This is a genomic window from Bacteroidia bacterium (genome assembly GCA_023228875.1).
In the GTDB taxonomy this organism is placed as follows: Bacteria; Bacteroidota; Bacteroidia; order NS11-12g; family UBA955; genus JALOAG01.
Genome location: JALOAG010000005.1, coordinates 115,175 through 134,241, shown reverse-complemented (window position 1 = coordinate 134,241; position 19,067 = coordinate 115,175). Strand labels below are relative to the sequence as shown.

The 19,067-nt window shown below is 36.0% G+C and carries 14 protein-coding genes and 1 pseudogene; 2 read left to right on the top strand and 13 right to left on the bottom strand.

Features of this window, described 5'->3' with window-relative positions:
• The first annotated feature begins 1 nt into the window (after position 1).
• Together M0R38_07180 and M0R38_07175 are read left to right on the top strand one after the other, a co-directional pair.
• On the top strand, positions 2 to 547 hold the full coding sequence (locus M0R38_07180) for a DUF4296 domain-containing protein (protein MCK9481524.1): 546 nt from the start codon (positions 2 to 4) through the stop codon (positions 545 to 547).
• Complete coding sequence (locus tag M0R38_07175; protein ID MCK9481523.1) at positions 544 to 2,958, top strand: Smr/MutS family protein; 2,415 nt, start codon at positions 544 to 546, stop codon at positions 2,956 to 2,958. The genes M0R38_07180 and M0R38_07175 overlap by 4 nt, the downstream gene beginning before the upstream one ends.
• 375 nt (positions 2,959 to 3,333) lie before the next feature.
• Here the strand turns inward: M0R38_07175 and M0R38_07170 are convergent.
• The 13 genes and pseudogenes from M0R38_07170 to M0R38_07110 all read right to left on the bottom strand — a co-directional run bounded on the left by M0R38_07170 (position 3,334) and on the right by M0R38_07110 (position 18,991).
• Positions 3,334 to 3,950: pseudogene (locus M0R38_07170) on the bottom strand (M48 family metallopeptidase).
• Between the two features lie 109 nt (positions 3,951 to 4,059).
• On the bottom strand, positions 4,060 to 6,066 hold the full coding sequence (locus M0R38_07165; GenBank protein ID MCK9481522.1) for a thiamine pyrophosphate-dependent enzyme: 2,007 nt from the start codon (positions 6,064 to 6,066) through the stop codon (positions 4,060 to 4,062).
• Between the two features lie 121 nt (positions 6,067 to 6,187).
• Positions 6,188 to 6,985, bottom strand: coding sequence for an N-acetylmuramic acid 6-phosphate etherase (murQ, locus tag M0R38_07160; protein MCK9481521.1), 798 nt, complete (start codon positions 6,983 to 6,985; stop codon positions 6,188 to 6,190).
• Between the two features lie 53 nt (positions 6,986 to 7,038).
• Positions 7,039 to 7,755, bottom strand: a complete 717-nt coding sequence (locus M0R38_07155) for an energy transducer TonB (GenBank protein ID MCK9481520.1) — start codon at positions 7,753 to 7,755, stop codon at positions 7,039 to 7,041.
• Positions 7,756 to 7,851: 96 nt separating this feature from the next.
• Positions 7,852 to 8,247 (bottom strand): VanZ family protein, encoded by a 396-nt coding sequence (locus M0R38_07150; protein ID MCK9481519.1) that lies wholly within the window; start codon positions 8,245 to 8,247, stop codon positions 7,852 to 7,854.
• Positions 8,248 to 8,271: 24 nt separating this feature from the next.
• Entirely contained in the window at positions 8,272 to 8,652 is a 381-nt protein-coding gene (gcvH, locus tag M0R38_07145) for a glycine cleavage system protein GcvH (protein MCK9481518.1), read from the bottom strand.
• 59 nt (positions 8,653 to 8,711) lie between these two features.
• Positions 8,712 to 9,593, bottom strand: a complete 882-nt coding sequence (gene accD, locus M0R38_07140; GenBank protein ID MCK9481517.1) for an acetyl-CoA carboxylase, carboxyltransferase subunit beta — start codon at positions 9,591 to 9,593, stop codon at positions 8,712 to 8,714.
• Between the two features lie 49 nt (positions 9,594 to 9,642).
• A complete protein-coding gene (locus M0R38_07135; GenBank protein MCK9481516.1) occupies positions 9,643 to 10,701 on the bottom strand; it encodes a class I fructose-bisphosphate aldolase in 1,059 nt (352 codons plus the stop codon).
• A 45-nt stretch (positions 10,702 to 10,746) separates the two neighbouring features.
• On the bottom strand, positions 10,747 to 12,108 hold the full coding sequence (locus tag M0R38_07130; GenBank protein ID MCK9481515.1) for a dipeptidase: 1,362 nt from the start codon (positions 12,106 to 12,108) through the stop codon (positions 10,747 to 10,749).
• 201 nt (positions 12,109 to 12,309) lie between these two features.
• On the bottom strand, positions 12,310 to 13,326 hold the full coding sequence (locus M0R38_07125; protein MCK9481514.1) for an HmuY family protein: 1,017 nt from the start codon (positions 13,324 to 13,326) through the stop codon (positions 12,310 to 12,312).
• Positions 13,327 to 15,345, bottom strand: a complete 2,019-nt coding sequence (locus tag M0R38_07120; GenBank protein ID MCK9481513.1) for a TonB-dependent receptor — start codon at positions 15,343 to 15,345, stop codon at positions 13,327 to 13,329.
• Positions 15,346 to 15,389: 44 nt separating this feature from the next.
• Positions 15,390 to 16,691 carry a T9SS type A sorting domain-containing protein gene (locus M0R38_07115; GenBank protein MCK9481512.1) on the bottom strand — a complete coding sequence of 434 codons (1,302 nt, stop codon included), beginning with the start codon at positions 16,689 to 16,691 and terminating at the stop codon, positions 15,390 to 15,392.
• A gap of 188 nt (positions 16,692 to 16,879) precedes the next feature.
• The gene (locus M0R38_07110; protein ID MCK9481511.1) at positions 16,880 to 18,991 is read right to left on the bottom strand and encodes a carboxy terminal-processing peptidase; all 2,112 of its coding nucleotides are present in this window, start codon (positions 18,989 to 18,991) and stop codon (positions 16,880 to 16,882) included.
• Positions 18,992 to 19,067: the final 76 nt, after the last annotated feature.

The following is a 19,067-nucleotide window of genomic DNA, read 5'->3' as shown; positions in this document are numbered from 1 at the left end:
AATGAATCTTAAAGTTCATTCCATATTTTCAATTGTTTCTAATAAGACTGTCCTATTATTGTTTTATATACTGCTATGTATTTCATGTACAAATAAAAAACAACAGATTCCTACTTCCATTATAGACGGGAAAACAATGAGTCATCTCATTGCTGATATCAAAACTGTTGATGCTGCATTTCAGCTGGGTGTTGCACCACGAGAAGCACTTGAATCACAAACGAGTATTAAAACAGATACTGTAAATAATACAAACGTAAGCAGCTCAAATCAAGCTTTTAAAAAAGTTAAAGAAATAATTGAGCAAGAAATTATTGAACAAGAAAAGACAAAATCTGAATATAAGCCAGTAACAACAAGTAAACGACAATATTTGGGACATATTGGTGCTGATTATGAATTTGTTTTTAAGAAACACAAGGTAACAAGGCAACAGTTTGAAGAAAGTATCAATTTCTACGCCAGTAATCCGGATCTATTTAAGCCCATATTAGAAAAGAGTTTAGAAATACTCACACAATATGAGGTTCAGAATTCCAACAAATGATTTTATATCCTCAACATATTGGGTCATCAATTGGCTTTAATGAGATAAAATCAATTCTGGCAGATTTTGCAAAAACAGAATATGCAAAGAACAGGGCATCCACGCTCACTCCTTCTTCAAACAAGTCAACAATTCTTCACACTCTCAACCAAACCGGAGAAATGCAAAGGTTGATCAAGTCGTATGCTATGCCGGACTTGAGCGTGATTGACGAAATCAAAATCAACTTAAAAGACACAATGACCTTAGGAAGTATGCCTCAAACCTCCTTGTTGTTCAGAATCAAAAGGATACTTTCAGATACCGGTTTGTTTTTTCTGTTTTTTGATGATGTTAAAACTTCTTTCCCTACCCTCCTTTATACAAGAGAGCCCATCATCATACCCGGAAGTCTTTTTGAACTTCTTGATAAAATCATTGATGAAGAAGGCAACCTGAATCCTAATGCCAGTCCTGAACTGCGACATATTTCAGAAAAAATCATCAATAAGGAAAAAGAAGTTCGGAAACTCCTAAATAACCGTTTTGATGTTGCTAAGAAAAATGGTTGGGCAGGTGATACTGAAATCACCATACGAAACGACAGATTAGTACTTCCAATTATTGCTGAACACAAGAAGAAAATTAAAGGATTTGTGCATGATGACTCTGCATCAGGCAAATTTTTATATATAGAACCTCTTGAATGTTTTGAAGAGAACAATCAGCTCAGAGAACTCTATTTAGAGAGAAAAAAGGAAATTGAAAGAATCCTCAGATATGCCGGCAAGGTTCTCAATGATACTGCTGAAGATTTTGTTAACATACTGGGAATGTGGGAGAAATTGGATTTTTATAGAGCTAAAGCCAAACTAAACAACTTATTGGGGGGAAACATTCCTGAATTTGCTCAACAGAGTCAAATTAAATTACATGATGCTGTGCACCCCTTGCTATTGATCAATGCGCGTAAAGATAATTCTGAAGAAAAAATAGTCCGCAATTCCATCAACTTAAACAAACATGAAGCACTGATGCTGATTTCCGGACCAAATGCAGGAGGCAAATCAGTATTGCTCAAAACGGTTGCTTTATTACAAATGATGTTTCAAAGTGGCTTGGGCATTACTGCTTCACCAACTTCTGAACTCTTTGTGTTCGAGAAAATATCTGTAGAAATTTCTGATAACCAATCCCTAGAAAACGCATTAAGCACATACAGTGCTCATCTGGTGGACATGAAATATATTTTAGAAAATGCTAATCACAATACACTTGTAATCATTGATGAATTTGGTACAGGAACAGATCCTGAATTGGCTTCCCCTATTGCAGAAGCAATGTTAGAGATGTTGTGTGAGACAGGTGCATTGGGTATTGTATCTTCTCATTTAGGAGCACTCAAGAAATTACCCAACAAAATCTCAAGACTTGTCAATGCTTCAATGCTATATGACCCAATTGCACTAAAGCCTATGTTTAAACTAATGGTTGGGAAACCGGGAAGTTCTTATGCATTTGAGCTTGCACAAAACCTCAATCTTCCTTCTAAGATGTTAGAAAATGCTAAAAGCAAAATGAAAGCATCTAAAACCTTAGACTATGAAGAACTGAGTATTAGAGCAGAAAAACTTGCTTTTGAATTAGAGGAAGCAAAACGCAATATCTCAAATAAGGCTAAACATTTAGACAAGTTATTGAAGGAATATGAGTTACTCAAAAATCAACTTCAAGAGAACAAAAAAATAATTTTGCAACAAACCCGCGAAAAAGCTGCTGAAGAGTTGTTACAAGCAACTTCATTACTCAAAAAAATCAAGAAAGACAGCAGAAATGAGAAAGTTACAAAGCAAGATATTGCATCTTTCTCACATCAGCTCAATCAAGCAAAAGAGACTCTCAATCAATCATTCATCAAGGTTAAACAAGATAAAACAAGCGTAAAACCCATTGAGACTTTACCAAATGTTGCAATTACAACAGGCGATTTTGTTTTAATTGCAGATAGCAATCAAATTGGAGAAATAATAGAAATTAAAAAGAACAAAGCCTTAGTCTTACTGGGTGATTTACACGCTTGGGTCGATTTAAAAAGGCTTGAAAAATTGAAGAATCAAAATAAGGTAAAGAAATCAAATAAAAATTCCGTACCTCATTATTCTGATGAGATTATGGTAAAACAGACAGGATTCAGCCATACTTTAGATTTAAGAGGTGAAAGAGGTGAAGACGCAATTGCAAAAGTTTCAAAATGGCTTGATGATGCACGTTTGATTAGTGCAGGACAACTCAAAATCCTTCATGGCAAAGGGACAGGGGTGTTAAAAAAATTGATTTGGGATTTTTTAAAAGAACAACCATTCATCAAATCCTATCAATTTGAGCATGCAGATCGAGGTGGCGAAGGCAGTACGTTAGTCGAACTCAAATAAAATTTTCTTTGGCTTTCAATACCAACCCTAAAACATTTCAGCCCGTCTAATAACGTCCTTAGTGTTTAATTTCCACTGCTAAACTAAGCATTTAGTTCAGTGTTAAGCACTTTTAAAAAGTAGAGATAACGCTGCAAAACACCTTCCGTTATTTTATTGTCTCTATCACAATAACTACAACTCCCAAACCCCCAAAAAACAAGTGTGGTTAAAACGCTTCAAATGAAGCCGCTTGTGCTGTTATTTTATTTTATTTAAAGAGTTGTGCAACGGTTACCACTATTGGTAATTGGCGTTCTTGTCGACCGTGTCTGAAAGTCGCTGTATGATTGGGTAATAGCTGTCATTGTCCGAGTGATTATTTGTCTATTCTTCTCATGCTAATAGTTTCTCCAATTTCATTTTCCACTTTACCCAGTCTTTCATTTCTTTGGTTTGTAAAACTAAAAATTTCTGTGTGTGGTTGTGATGTAATAAATGACAAAGTTCGTGTATTATAACATATTCAATACAGCCTTTTGGTGCTTTAATCAATTCAGGATTTAAAATGATTTTTCCTTTTGGTGTGCAACTGCCCCAACGTATCGGCATATTTCTAAGTGAAAAGTTAAAAGTGATAAATGATAAATTGTTTCTTTTAATAAAATTATTGAAAAGATCTTCTGCAAGGGGTTTAATTTTCTCAAAGGATTTTCTTAAATACCATTCAGCTACCAATGATTTGACTTTTGAATTGTCAAGTGTGTGTACTTCCAAAAACTGTCCTTTAAGCTTAACATCTTCACTTTTAACTTATCATTTATCACTTTCAGTCGGTATTGGCTGCCCAGATACAAATGTGTTTCTCCACTTATGTATTTCCGTTGTGGTGTCTATGGTTGAAAGGAAAGAAAGAAGCTTTGTTGTTTAATTATCCAAAGTGCTTTTTTCCTTATTTTCCCTTTCACTTTTTCTATGGTAGTGTCTGTCGGTGCTTTTACCAACACTTCCATTTCTGGCGTTACAGTTATGCCAAGTGATTTTCTGTCAGAATTGTCTGTGGCTGCTCAAAAGCAATGTTACCGAAGAATTTCCCAAAAACTTTTTTGAAGATTTTGAAGTTTAAAACTTCAATAACTCATTCAACACATCATATACTTTGTCTGCATTAGGAAGCATTTCTGCCTCCAACCCCTTATTCATGGGGACTGCAGGCAAATTTGCTGAACCTAACACTTTGATTGGGGCATCTAAAAATTGGAAGCAATGTTCGGAAATTCTTCCGGCTAAGGCTTCTGCAAAAGAATTACGCTGAGTTTCCTCGGTGAGAATTAATACTTTTCCATGTTTTTTTGCTGTTTCAAACATTAACTCTTCATCAATAGGGTTCAGAGTTCTCAAATCCACTATTTCTACTTTCCCTTGTAATCTCTTGGCTGCATTGAGTGCCCAATAAACACCCATACCATAAGTAATTACACAGACAGAATCACCTTTGTTTACAGACTCTTCTGCTGCGGCAAGCACAACCCTACCCTTCCCTAATGGAATAATATAATCCTCATCCGGCTCAGGGGTTTTAGCTAATTCTGTACCGGGAACTTTGCTCCAGTAAAGCCCTTTATGTTCAAAAATCACAACCGGATTTGGGTCATAAAATGCAGCTTTTAATAATCCTTTCATATCTGCGGCATTACTTGGATACACTACCTTTATTCCTTTAATAGGCAGTATGCTTGATTCAACAGTTCCCGAATGATAAGGACCTCCTCCACCATAAGCACCTGTAGGAATTCTAATCACACTTGCAACCGGATATTTTCCATTAGACAAATAACATGATTTAGACAATTCTTCCACTAACTGATTCACTGCAGGCCATATATAATCTGCAAACTGAATTTCAACTATTGGCTTTAATCCTACTGCGCTCATTCCAACAGTAGAACCCACAATATACGCTTCTTGAATTGGTGTATTAAACACACGAGCTTCTCCATGTTTATTTCCCAAAGTGGCAGCCTCTCTGAATACCCCACCTAACCTTTTGCCAACATCCTGTCCATATAACAATGCTTCAGGATGTTTCTTTAAAATTTCATCGCATGCAAACAAAGCAGCATCAACCATCACAACGGGTTCTTTGCCATCAGGTTTCCGCACTCCTTGTTGTTCTGTAACCGGAGTAGGAGCAAATTCATGCAAATATACTGATTCCGGCTCGGGATCAGGTGCAGCAACAGCCTTTGCAAACTCTTCTGCTATATATTCATCTGCTTCCTTTCTGATTGTATCTAAGGTATCTTTGTTTTCTCCCAATTCCATTAAGGTATTCAATAAAAGTGGGAAAGGATCGTGCTTTGCTTGCTCCTCTAAATCATCTCTATACCATTCGCTTCTTACACCTGAAGTATGATGCCCTAATAAAGGAACATTGGCATGAATTAATAATGGTTTGCGATTTTTACGCACCCAATCAATTGCCGATTTCAAATCTTCATAACATTGAACAAAGTCAGAGCCATTGGTTCGCATCCTTTTCAACCCTTTGAATCCTGCTGCAAACTCATACGCATCCATTGCTCTCATTTCTTTTCCGGTTGCAGAAATTCCCCAGTTATTATCTTGCACTAAATACACAATGGGTAATTCTTTGAGCACAGCCATTTGTAATGCTTCTGACACTTCACCTTCTGTCATTGAACCATCTCCAATAGAACACATTACAATAGGTAACTCTCCTGTCGGAAGCAATCCCATTTGTTCTTTGTATTTCAACCCATGCGCCATACCTGTTGCAGGGATAGCCTGCATTCCTGTTGCACTGGATTGATGTGGAATTTTGGGCATTGTTTCTCTTTTAAGTGAGGGATGTGAATAATAACTTCTCCCACCTGAAAATGGGTCATCTTTTTTAGCAATGAGTTGCAACATCAACTCATAAGGTCGCATACCTATGCCTAAAAGAATTGACTCATCTCGATAGTATGGAGCAACATAATCATAATGTTCCAAAAGAAACCCTGCTGCTAATTGTATTGCTTCGTGCCCCTTTGAGGTAGAATGAACATAGGTGGTAATTTGCCTATTGTCTTCATAAATCTTTGCCATTGCTCTCGTCTGACACATCAGTTGATAGGCTTGTAAAAGGATGTCTTTAGTAACGCTCACAGATAATGCTCTTTTTGCTTCAGTCAAATCTCAAAATTTTAAAGGGTGTAAATTTAAACTCTTTTGAGCACACCTTCAACTATTTGTATTGCTCAATTACAGCCCTCACACTCCCCAATTCTTTTAAGGCTGCACGAGCTTGTTCTCTGTTTAATGTTGTCTCTTCCATGATCATACGAATGCCACGTTCAACAAGTTTGTTATTTGCAATTTGCATATCCACCATCTTATTCCCTTTGACTCGGCCTAATTTTATCATGCTGACAGTAGTAATTATGTTTAACACCATCTTTTGAGCTGTGCCGGCTTTCATTCTGGTACTGCCGGTAACGAACTCCGGACCTGTTTCTAATTCAACAGGAAAATCCGAATGAGCTGCAATCACTGAATTTTTATTACAAACAACACACCCTGTTTGAATTTGATTCTTTCTTGCATCTTCTAATCCGCCTGCAACATAAGGTGTTCTTCCGCTTGCAGAAATGCCAATGAGAAAATCATTTGAACCAATATCAAATTGCTGTAAATCCTTCCATGCTTGTTCCGTATTATCTTCAGCAAATTCCACTGCCTTGCGAATTGCGGAATCGCCTCCGGCAATTAAACCTATCACTTTGTTATAATCTACACCATAAGTTGGCGGACATTCACTTGCATCCAATATCCCCAATCGTCCGCTCGTTCCGGCTCCTATATAAAAAAGTCTCCCGCCTGATGCTAATTTAGTTGCAACTGCATCTATCAATTGAATAATTGAAGGAAATTCTTTGGCTACAGCATCTGCTATACCAGCGTCTTCATTGTTAATCCCTGTAACTAACTCAAACGTTGATAATTGTTCTAAATTCTGGTAATGTGAATCTTGTTCGGTATTCATAATAAATAAAAAAGCCTCTTGACAGAGGCTTCAATATTATTATAAAAGAATGATTAATTAAGTGTACAATTAATCGGCAATGTATATCTAACTCTCACTGCTTTGTTGCGCTGAAAACCGGGTTTCCATTTTGGCATCATTCTAACAATACGTACACATTCGTCTTCTAATCCATATCCTAATTGTCGGTTAGCAGGCAACAATGGTCTTACTTCTGTAATATTGCCTTGTTCATCAACAAGAAATGAAATCAAAACACGACCTTCAACATCAAAACGTCTTGCCTCTTCAGGATAGCGAAAATTCTTTTCAATAAATGCTATCATTGCTTTTTGTCCTCCCGGATATTCAGGCATAATTTCTACCACCTCGAAAATAGGTGATTCCTTTACTTCAGCAGGAGGTGGTGCACCCGGTGTCCCTCCGGGAGTCATTCCGTGAAACTGGTATGGAGCTTCAACCACTGTTTCATCTTTAAATTCTGTATCCTGTATTTCTACATCATCGTCTGCCTTATCATCTTCTACAACCTCAATAGAAGTTGGAGGGGGTGGCGGAGGCACATAATAAGCTTGTTGGGTAATTTCAGTTTGCTCAATTACTTCACCGTCATTAACCGGTTTGGTAATCTTAGGTGTGGTATCAACTTTATCATACCAAGTGTATGAAAAAGCTCCTAATGTAATCAGTTGGATAACTAACAGTCCAAAAAGGAAAAACGAAGTGGCTCTCTTTGATACATCCGCCTTAATGCTTTTCTTTAATTCCATAGTTGTTAATTTTTAAGGTTTGCAAATTTATATTTTTATTTGTTGTCAAATCGTTGACTCACTTTTTTAATACACAATGTAGCCAAAAGGTAAATGTCAGAGTTTATAAATCAAAATAAACAACAACAATCCTAATGAAATCCCCGCAATGTCTGCTACTATATCAAGGAAAGAGAACGTTCTGTAAAATGTTAATTCTTGTAATGATTCAGTCAAAAACGCCAATCCGACACCTTCTATTACTGTCCAAGTATTGGCTTTTTTGACAAAGAAATCATTTCGATACCACTTCGCCCACCCTACTCTTGAAAATAAAGCAAAAAAAGAAAAAAGAACTACATGCACCAATTTATCTACAGGAAAAAAACCAAAAAGGAGTGTTGTACCTGTATCACCAATTGGCAACAACAAAATTAAACAAATAAAAAGTCCCCAGAGCAATGCAGGGGACTGGTATTTAAAGAAAGGGATTGTTCTTTTTACAAAAGACATTTTGGTCTAATACACGGGCGTATTTTAATTCCCAGTATGTGATTTATAGGCAGCTACATCCAACAAGTCATTTAATTCTGATGGATTGGTCATTTTAACTTTTACAATCCAACCTTCACCATAAGGATCAGAGTTAATGCTTTCAGGTGCTGAATCAATGTTTGGATTAATTTGAATTACTTCACCTGAAACAGGCATAAATAAATCCGAAACTGTTTTAACAGCTTCAATTGTACCAAATACTGATTCTTTGTCTAATGTCTGCCCTTGCGTAGGAATATCAACAAAAACGATATCTCCTAACTCGCTTTGAGCAAAGTCGGTTACACCAATGGTTGCCACATCACCATCTACTTTCACCCATTCGTGGTCTTTTGTGTACTTTAATTCTGAAGGGAAATTCATGTTTATACTTTTATTAATTTGTTAATTTGATTGCGAAATAAGGCTTTTAATATTTTCTTTTATTCAGTTTTATCCACTTTTTTGGCAGCGGTTTTTTTACAATATATCATCTTCAACAAGTTGCCTATCTTGTCTTTCATTTCAGTTCTTGGAACAATAAAATCTACAAATCCATGTTCCTGCAAAAACTCAGAACTTTGAAATCCTTTTGGTAAATCTCTGCCAATTGTTTCCCTAATAACACGAGGTCCTGCAAAACCAATCAATGCTTCGGGTTCTGCTATATTAAAATCCCCAAGCATGGCAAAAGAAGCAGTAACACCGCCTGTTGTAGGGTCAGTTAAAATAGAAAGATACGGCACTCCTTCTTGATTGAGCAGGGCTAGTTTGGCAGATGTTTTTGCCATTTGCATCAATGAAAAGGCAGCTTCCATCATTCGTGCTCCTCCTGACTTTGAGATAATAATTAAAGGTATTTTATTTTCTCTGGCATAGTCAATTGAGCGTGCTATCTTCTCTCCAACAACAGAACCCATTGAACCCCCAATGAAATTAAAATCCATGCAAGAGATGACTACTTTAGCACCGTTGATTTTACCTACTGCAACCCTGAGAGCATCTTTCAATCCAGTCTTTTCTTGTGTTTCCTTTATACGATTTGTGTAAGGCTTTGTATCAAAAAAATTCAACGGATCGCCTGATACTATGCCTGCATACAATTCTTTATATTTCTGCTCATCAAACAGGATATTAAAATATTCTTCAGAACTAATCTTATGATGATAATGACAAGATGGACAAACATAGCGATTTTCCACCAACTCTTTTGACTGGGTAATTGTTTTACATCTTGGACATTTATTCCACAACCCATCAGGAATATATTTTTTTTCCTTTGACTTAGTGGTGATTCCTTCTTTTACTCTTTTAAACCAACTCATAATTCTATTAGTTTAGTAAAGCATTACATACATTGCAATTTAAGCATCATTATGCAATGGTAACATCCTTGTTAAGATATACATCTTGAATTGCATTCAATAGTTTCACACCTTCATTCATTGGTTTTTGAAATGCTTTTCTACCTGAAATCAGCCCGTGTCCACCTGCTCTCTTGTTAATCACAGCGGTTCTAACAGCATCTGCCAAATCTGATTCTCCTTTGCTTTCCCCTCCTGAATTAATTAAACCAATTTTACCCATATAGCAATTAGCAACTTGATATCTACATAAATCAATTGGGTTATCGGAAGTCAGTTGGGAATATACTTTTTCATGTGTTTTGCCAAATTTAAGCTCATTAAAACCACCATTATTGGTAGGCAATTTTTGTTTAATAATGTCCGCTTGAATGGTAACACCTAAATGATTTGCTTGACCAGTTAAATCTGCGGCAGTATGATAATCAATGCCATCTTTTTTGAAATTATTATTTCTTAAATAACACCAAAGTATCGTAGCCATTCCCAATTCATGCGCGCGTTCAAATGCTTCTGCAATTTCCACTATTTGTCTGGCAGATTCATCTGAACCAAAATAGATTGTTGCACCCACTGCTACCGCTCCCAGATTCCATGCCTCCTCAACAGACCCGAACAAAATTTGGTCAAACTTGTTTGGATATGTCATCAGTTCATTATGATTAATTTTAACAATAAAAGGAATCTTGTGCGCATATTTTCTTGAACAAGAAGCCAAAACGCCAAAAGTAGAAGCCACTGCATTACAGCCTCCTTCAATGGCAAGTTTTACAATATTCTCCGGGTCAAAAAACAAAGGATTGGGTGCAAATGATGCTCCTGCTGAATGTTCTATTCCTTGATCGACAGGGAGTATAGAAACATACCCTGTACCGGATAAGCGACCGGTGCCATACAATGCTTGCAGGCTTCTAAGTACTTGTGGGTTTCTATTACTATATACAAAATTACGATCTACAAAATCAGCTCCAGCTAATGTAAGAGACTCTTTTGAAATTGTTTGTGATTTGTGTGTTAAAAGGGCTTCCGCCTCGGCTCCTAATAAACTTTGAATGTCTGCTGTATTCATGAAATATTTAAGTTTGATTTTGGGGTCGGCAAATGTACTATTTATTTACTTCTCCGAGAAGTATTTATAGAAATAGGGAATTGTCTGAATTCCTTTGTAAAAATTCTCTACACCATAATGTTCATCAGGTGAGTGAATATCATCTGAGTCTAATCCAAAGCCCATCAAGATTGATTTTAATCCTAATACGTTTTCAAACAATGCTACAATGGGAATACTGCCTCCTCCGCGTGTTGGAATCGGCTCTTTACCAAATGTTTCTTTTATCGCTCTTGCTGCTGCTTTATATGCATGAGAATCAGTAGGTGTAACAACTGGTTCCCCTCCGTGATGTGCTTCAACTTTTACTTTGACTGATTTTGGAGCTATACTTAAAAAATGTTTTGTAAATAGCTCGGTAATTTCTCCGGAGCGCTGATTTGGCACCAATCTCATTGAGATTTTAGCAAATGCTTTAGACGGCAGAACTGTTTTACTGCCTTCTCCTATGTAACCACCCCAAATACCATTCACATCCAACGTTGGTCTTACACCTGTTCTTTCTAACGTAGTGTATGAGTCTTCTCCCATAACTTCGTCTATGCCAAGTTCCTTTTTATAATCTTCAATATTAAAAGGAGCTTTATTTAAAGCTACCCTCTCCTCATTCGTTAATTGCAATACTTTATCATAAAATCCAGGTATTGTTATGTGTCGCTTTTCATCATGTAATGAAGCTATCATTGTACATAACACATTGATAGGATTGGCAACTGCGCCACCATATACACCTGAGTGCAGGTCGTGGTCGGGACCCGTAACTTCAACTTGAACGTAGCTTAACCCTCTTAGTCCTGTATCAAGACTCGGTGTATCCAAAGAAATCATTGCAGTATCAGAAATCAACACAATGTCTGCTTTGAGTTTATCTTTATTCTCTTGACAATAAATTCCCAAGTTAGCTGAACCCACTTCTTCCTCTCCTTCTATCATAAATTTCACATTACAAGGCAAAGTGTTGGTTTGCATCATGGTTTCAAATGCTTTTACGTGCATATAAACTTGTCCTTTATCGTCACAAGAGCCTCTGGCAAAGATTTTACCGTCTCTTATTGCAGGTTCAAATGCAGGAGTAGTCCATAAATTATCAGGGTCTGAAGGTTGTACATCATAGTGACCATAAACTAAAATTGTAGGTAAAGATGCATCAAATATTTTATCTGCATATACAATGGGATTTCCTGCAGTGGGTTCGATTGACACATTCTCTGCACCCGCAGCTTTGAACTTTTCTGCCAAATACTCCGCAGCTCTTTTAACATCATTTTTATATTTACTATCTGCACTTACAGAGGGGATTCTAAGCCAATCAAAAAGCTCATCCATGAAACGTTGTTTGTTTGTTTCAATATAATTATTCCAACTCATCGTTATTTGTTATTTTATAATTGAGGGGCTCAAAATTGAAGTTTTTATGTGACATTACCAAAAGCAATCACTGTATTCTATCTCCCAGACATTGTGTTGTGTCCAAGCAATTGACAATTTGGACAATTTAGCATTGGGTATGTGTGTGGAAGTAAAAATAACACAAAGTTACGCACACCTACGGTTAAATCGTTCAAGCAATTAATTTACAACCTGTTGTATTTGAAATTTAGGATAGCCCGTTTGCTTGTTTTCGTTGTAAAAATCCAAGAAACGTATTTTGTAAAAATCGCCTTTGTTGTTTTTAACAATATAAACCATATTTGGATTGATAGTGTATGAGAATGAGACAGAATAATCAAAGGATTTCCATGCATAGCCTATTACATCTTGCGATTTTGTGAAATGCTTTTGGTTACATAATTTCAAATTAATATTTTCAAAGCCAGAAACAGTGTCTAAACTTACAGAGACATTATGCGGATTTAACAAACAACCTGAAACAAGATACGGTAAAGGTTCAGTCGGATTCGGGTCTATATAGAAAATGAAGCGATAACGAGTAAATACAAAATCCCAATCTTCTTTTAAGGGTTCAAAATCAGTATGAATCTGACCATTACGAATATTTAGATATGTGAAATTTCTATTCTTATTTCGTTTAATTTCAACCACTTGTAATGAATCAAGCATTGAGAACTTTCCAAATTCAACTTTGTATTGAACATCATCCGCTTCTAAAACCCTCACAACATAGTATCGTTGAGGTGAAGGCAACGTGCGTCCCATATCAATAATATGAAACGGCATCTTATTTCCGTATAGGTTCTTCCAATCTCCAAAAGCATTACTGTCTATACTTCCATTAGGAAAGTCGTATAACCATTGTTTTATTGGAATCTGTGCAGGTTTAATACTTTCTAACTGACTTACATCCAATGCCTGTGTTCTGGCAACAAAAATATTGCGTCCATAATTGGTTACTATTTTGAACTGATTGCTGACATTGTCAAAAGCCAAATCCCAGTCATTAAGGTTACTAGTTTGATATGACTGATCTTCCATCTTAAAAAATATTTGGTTCTGGAACTCTGAGCCCATAAAAACGGACATCACCTTTGCCTTTGAGGCAGGCAGCACCAAAGGTCTATCCTCCTTGAAACATGAAGTAAGCAACAAAAGCGTGCTAAGAGCTATGAATATAATCTTATCTTTCATTTACAGTGTGTATGAAATCTTTAAGTAAACAGAACGTCCGGGAGAAAGCATCATCGTGCTTCCACTCCCATGAAAGCTATTGAAAGGATTGATATTCGAGATATTCCTTACATTAAGAATATTTTTCACTCCGGTATTAACTTGTAATTTATCCTTCAAAAAGCCCTTGCTCAGAGTGAAATCAACAAAAGTCATCGCATCAGAGAAGAACTCACTTACTGCGCCTTGCTCATTTTGAATATAGTTTACAAACTTGCCATTATGTTTAACAAACATACCGGTTTTAATTCCCGGTTTTTTAAATTCATATGAAGCTGCGAAAGTTATATCAGGTGTTATATAAAAATCTTTACCGGTTTGACTGCTAAACTGATTGCGAATAAACATTCCTCCTAAAGAAAACTCTACAAATAGTTTCTTATAAAATGTCTTTTGTTCTAACATGAATCCTCCTCCTTGAAACTTGCCATAGTTCTCATAAGAATACAATTCTTGTCCTTTATCAATGAGCACGAGCCCTATCATGTCTTGCACTTCATTATAATAAGAGTTAATTCCAAAAGAATAGGCAACGTTTGTATGTGAATTTTTAAATGAAGCACCTAATTGAACATTATGAGAAAATTCCGGTGTCAACTTAGGATTTCCTTTAATATTATGGTTGATATCAACAAAAAGTAAATGCTGTTCTTTTAGAGATGGAGCGCGAAAACCATTACCGTAAGAACCTCTGATTTGCCATTTCCTATTAGGCTCCCACATCATATTTAGCGAAGGCGTTAAAGGAGAAGTAAAAACAGAATTATATGCCACTCTGAGTCCCGGCCTTATTCTAAAGTAACGTGAAAGATTATAATCCAACATTCCAAAAACTGCAATATCATACATGGTTAATCTACTGCCATCAATTCTGTCTGCAATCGCCATATCATAATTGATATCATAGCCCGCAAGATAATTCAAACGACTTTTTTTGATATTACTGAATACGGCTCTTGCCATTGCATTCACAAAGAGGTTGTCAGTATTTTCATCATTGTTTTCAATAAGATTTTGTTCAAGAGAAACCATATCTTTCCTATACACTCTTTTTTCTCTTTTGTAATGCGAAACTCCATTAATCATATCCACCCTTACTTTGGAATTGATATTAAAAATAGTGTTCAAACTGTGTACTCCTCTTGTTGTAATAAAATAATCATCAAATGCATAAGCAACAACAGGGGTTAAGATTACTTTACCTTTGTTTTGCAATGTTTCATACAGATAATCTGAACGGAAGTTCCAAGTAGCTTTTTTAGATTCTCTGAAATATCCAATATTCCCAAACCATTGTTCACGAGGTTTCCAAATGTATGTTCTGTCATTTTTTGCGCTGTTCAAACCGGTAAAAAAGTTTCGGGCAACACTTCCAAAAATCACTGCTTTTTTGCCCAAGGGTTGTGCAATTGAAAATCCTGCATTAAAATTTCCTATACTTTCATTGTAACTAAAAACAGAAGCAGAGGTCTTTTTCAAGACCGGTTTCTTGGTAATTACATTGATGACACCGCCAAGTGCATCTGTACCATAAATGACTGACATTGGACCTTCAACAATTTCAATCCTTTCAACATCTTCTAAATTAATTTGATCAAGGTTTATGTTTCCGTTCTCCCTTCCTGTAATGGGCATTCCATTGACCATAAATTTAATTTGTTGCCCCGACAAATTCTGTAACGAAACCGAACTTCCAAGCATATTATCATTGGAAATTCTGATGTTTGATTGTCTTGAAAGTAAATCACCTAAGTTGACTACCCCCATTTGTTTGATGGTTTCACTTGTCAAGACTCTAAATTTAATAATACTTTTATCTGCTCTTACGCCTTTTCCTTGCCCGGTAATCACAACCGGATTTAAGATCGTATCTTGCATGGGAGTAAGCGAATCTCCCTGAGTAAAACCTCTATCTATATTTGCATATAGCGGATTACTCAGCAGTAATATAACAGCAAGAGAGCCGCACAATTTTTGCACGGCTCGTTTTGCGTTTCTTTTATTAAATATTAACCAATCAGCTATCAATTTGCTTTAAGAATTTTAGAAGTATAAACATCATTATTCATAATCACCTTAATGATGTATAATCCATTAGGGAGGTTTGAAACATCTATTTTATTAGTATGATTCAATTCTTTGTTAATGATTGTTTTTCCTTGTAAGTCAAGAATTTGAATTTGTGCTATACCTTCTACATCGAGGAAAAGTTCGGAACTTACAGGGTTCGGATAAACAAGCAAGTTTGATTTTGATACAATCGCCACTCCATCAATAGGTCCCACTGGTTTTGCTGTTTTTTGGAATTCAAATACCATTCTTGTATTTGCACTTCCTCCATATCTAGTGAAATGTAACAAGTATAAGCTATCACCACCATTGTCAATCACGAATGATAATGAGTCCTTATAAACATACCTGCTACCTAGACTATCAAATACATGCGTTTTCCAGTCTCCGCCAATTGTATTTATCTGTTCTGTAAAATTACGAGTAGCTCCCCAAGCAGAATCCAGCAATTCATTTTCGATTCTTGCAACTTTTACTCCCTTTTTGGAAAGAGTACCGGGATAAGACATCATTTGAGACGGTCCCATTGGGCTGTGCACTAATGTCCAATAATTAGTAAATACTACATCCCAGTCAGCCTTTGATGGCTCCAAGTCCTTTACTGTTTTATTTGTTAAGTCATAATAAACAAAGTATCTGTCAGGATAAGCACTCTTTTTAATTGAATCAGTGTGTTGGTTATTGTTGTCTAAATCAGCATACGTAAAATGATAAGTATTATCACCTACAAGGTCTCCGAAATAAAGTTTTCTGAAAACATTGCCTCTTACGATTAAATAAACACGTCCTAATGATTTAACATCGTGAGAATCTTCATCATAATTTCCCCAACCATATTTAGGACCACCCATACTTGGAGGTATTGTTAAATCTAAACCGGTATTGAATGCACCTATATCCCAAGTAGAATCAGAATCAAGCAGTTCTGTCCAAGTGCTTTTATATCCTGTTGTATCCAGAGCTGAAAAATTTGACACATCAATCGAATCCGGTGCTAAATATACCTTTACACTCTTTCCATTATTTACTCTAATTGTGGTAGCTTGTAAAGTTTGGTTTGGAATAATAGTATTCTGAACAGAAAATGCCAAATCCCAGCCTACTGCATCTGCTACATGTTGGTTTTGAGTTTTAAAAGAATAATAAATCTGCTTAACAGACTTATTCTCCAAGGTAACTGAATCTTCAATCCAGTTTTGCGCATTGATGGACAATCCAAAAACCAATGCAGTTGTTAATATTATAATTCTTTTCATAAGGTAGATAAATAAACTTGGCGCAAAAGTAATTACGGCTGTTAGTATAGCACTATAAAACTTGTCATAAACAAGAAATATGACAATCTCATGACAATGTCACTTTTCACTACAATTTCATTGAATAAAAAAAGCCCTGACTCTTAATTCAGGTCAGGGCGTTTAAAGAATTTTATGGGAAAAAGTTTTTACAAATCCCCCAAAATATTCACAGCTTCATTCAGATAAACATCCTTTTTATAGCTGTTCAACCAATCATTTTTCATCTTTAATTTTACAGAATCAGAACCAATTTGCAATAAATCCTTTTTAAGAGCCAATAATTTATTCTCAACAAGATTTGCTTTGAATTTTTCATCATACTCTTTATTCTGCTTGTCCCACATCTCTTGTTCAGCTTTGTAGTCTGCAAAACGAAGAGAGAATGTAGTACGCTTATTGTTTTGTTCTATTCTCTTGCTGTCTTCGGAAATGAGTTTAAAAATAGGACTTTCTTCAATTCGCTTTTGAGCATTTTTCTTAGCAATATTTATTCTCTTTTCTTGCGAATTCATATCCATTTTGATTGGTAAAGGAGCAATTTCACTCCATTGAAGCGGATATTCCTCTGTTTCTTCTCCCACTTCCACAGAAGAAAAACGATCAGGCATTACCACGTCAGGGATTACTCCAATTAGCTGTGTTGTTCCTCCGTTTACTCTATAGAACTTTTGAATAGTTACTTTTAATGAACCAAATGCATATTTAGATGATGGTGGGGCATATCTATCTAAATCAAGAAAACGTTGTACTGTTCCTTTTCCAAAAGACCTTTTATCGCTACCCAAAATCAATGCTCTTTGATAATCTTGTAATGAAGCAGCCATTATCTCAGAAGCACTTGCACTGTATTTGTTGATTAGGACAACCAATGGTCCTTTATAAGTAATTTTACTTTCTCTGCTGGCATATACACTGGGCGAACCACCTCTATATTTAGCTTGCACAACAGGTCTGTGCCCAATAAACAATCCTGTCATATCAACAACATCTTGCAACGAACCGCCTCCATTATTTCTCAAATCGAATACAATTCCTTTTACTCCCTCATCCATAAGATTTAGAACCGCTTCTTTTACATCTTGAGCACATGTTCTACCGCCACTATTATTCATATCTGTATAAAACTGGGGTAAATAAATATAGCCATACCTATCCTTTCCTAGTTCAATAATCGCGGTTTTTACATATCCTTCCTCCATAATTACCACATCACGTACTATTGAGATATCTATTATTGAACCATCCGGTTTGCGCACAGTAAGAATCACAGTGGTACCTTTTTTCCCTCTGATTAATTGCACCGCATCGCTTAATTCCATATTTCGAACATCTACAGGGGTACTATCTTGTTGTGCAACTTTCAGGATGATATCTCCTGCTTTTAATTCTCCTTGCAAATAACTTGGGCTGCCCGGCACTATCATTTCAACTTTCAATTCTCCATCTCTCTCACTGAGTTGCGCTCCTATTCCCTCCAATCTTCCTGACATTCTAATGTCAAAATCTTCTTTTTCTTTTGGTGGGAAATAGCTTGTATGAGGGTCAAAAACAGAGGTCATGCAGTTGATATATAAGTCTAACTGTTCTTCTCGTGTGAACTTTTTCAACCTCTTAAATAGATTCCTTTGGGTTTTTAAAACCTCTTGACGTGAATAATATTCCAACGAGTCTAATGGCTTTGCAACAAACCCTTCTTCTTTATTGGCTAAAGATTTTTCTTGTGCGGTAACTTTGGAATAATATTTTTCCAGTACATTTAATTTTAAATACTTCCTCCAGTCCTTTGCAAGTTCATCCATTGAGGCAAAATACTTTCTATTATCTTCATCAAAGACATATTTTTCATCTGACTCAAACTCAAATTTATAACTTAAAATTTGTTCATAAATTTCTTCCAATTCTGCAACCCTTTCAGAAAAGGTTTCGGACACCAAATCCAAGAACTCATACGAACCCTGATTTGCTTGGTCATCCAATGAATATCGGTATTTGGCAAAACTGTCAAAATCTGATTTCAAAAAGAACCTTTTATTCTTATCTAATTGGTCTAAATAGAGCCTAAACACCCTAACCGAAAATGTATCATCTATGCGTAAGGGTTGATAATGAGAATTATTGAGTGTTTGTAATACCAACCTTGGCAGAATTTCTTCTCCGCCTTTTTGCCTTTTATAGCAAAATCCCAGAAAAATGAGAGCAGCAGGTATTACTACCCACATCCATCTGTATTTATTAAACATTTTAAGAAGTAATTTCATTGGCTGCAAGTATAAAATATGTGTTGAAATAATTGAAAGTCAAACGCTGTTTTTTCTCAAATCTTGTACCAAAGCA

Coding starts and splice junctions, on each gene's coding strand:
- M0R38_07180 (MCK9481524.1), top strand. CDS start 2: ATGAATCTTAAAGTTCATTCCATATTTTCAATTGTTTCTAATAAGACT.
- M0R38_07175 (MCK9481523.1), top strand. CDS start 544: ATGATTTTATATCCTCAACATATTGGGTCATCAATTGGCTTTAATGAG.
- M0R38_07165 (MCK9481522.1), bottom strand. CDS start 6,066: ATGTGTCAGACGAGAGCAATGGCAAAGATTTATGAAGACAATAGGCAA.
- murQ (MCK9481521.1), bottom strand. CDS start 6,985: ATGAATACCGAACAAGATTCACATTACCAGAATTTAGAACAATTATCA.
- M0R38_07155 (MCK9481520.1), bottom strand. CDS start 7,755: ATGGAATTAAAGAAAAGCATTAAGGCGGATGTATCAAAGAGAGCCACT.
- M0R38_07150 (MCK9481519.1), bottom strand. CDS start 8,247: ATGTCTTTTGTAAAAAGAACAATCCCTTTCTTTAAATACCAGTCCCCT.
- gcvH (MCK9481518.1), bottom strand. CDS start 8,652: ATGAATTTCCCTTCAGAATTAAAGTACACAAAAGACCACGAATGGGTG.
- accD (MCK9481517.1), bottom strand. CDS start 9,593: ATGAGTTGGTTTAAAAGAGTAAAAGAAGGAATCACCACTAAGTCAAAG.
- M0R38_07135 (MCK9481516.1), bottom strand. CDS start 10,701: ATGAATACAGCAGACATTCAAAGTTTATTAGGAGCCGAGGCGGAAGCC.
- M0R38_07130 (MCK9481515.1), bottom strand. CDS start 12,108: ATGAGTTGGAATAATTATATTGAAACAAACAAACAACGTTTCATGGAT.
- M0R38_07125 (MCK9481514.1), bottom strand. CDS start 13,326: ATGAAAGATAAGATTATATTCATAGCTCTTAGCACGCTTTTGTTGCTT.
- M0R38_07115 (MCK9481512.1), bottom strand. CDS start 16,691: ATGAAAAGAATTATAATATTAACAACTGCATTGGTTTTTGGATTGTCC.
- M0R38_07110 (MCK9481511.1), bottom strand. CDS start 18,991: ATGAAATTACTTCTTAAAATGTTTAATAAATACAGATGGATGTGGGTA.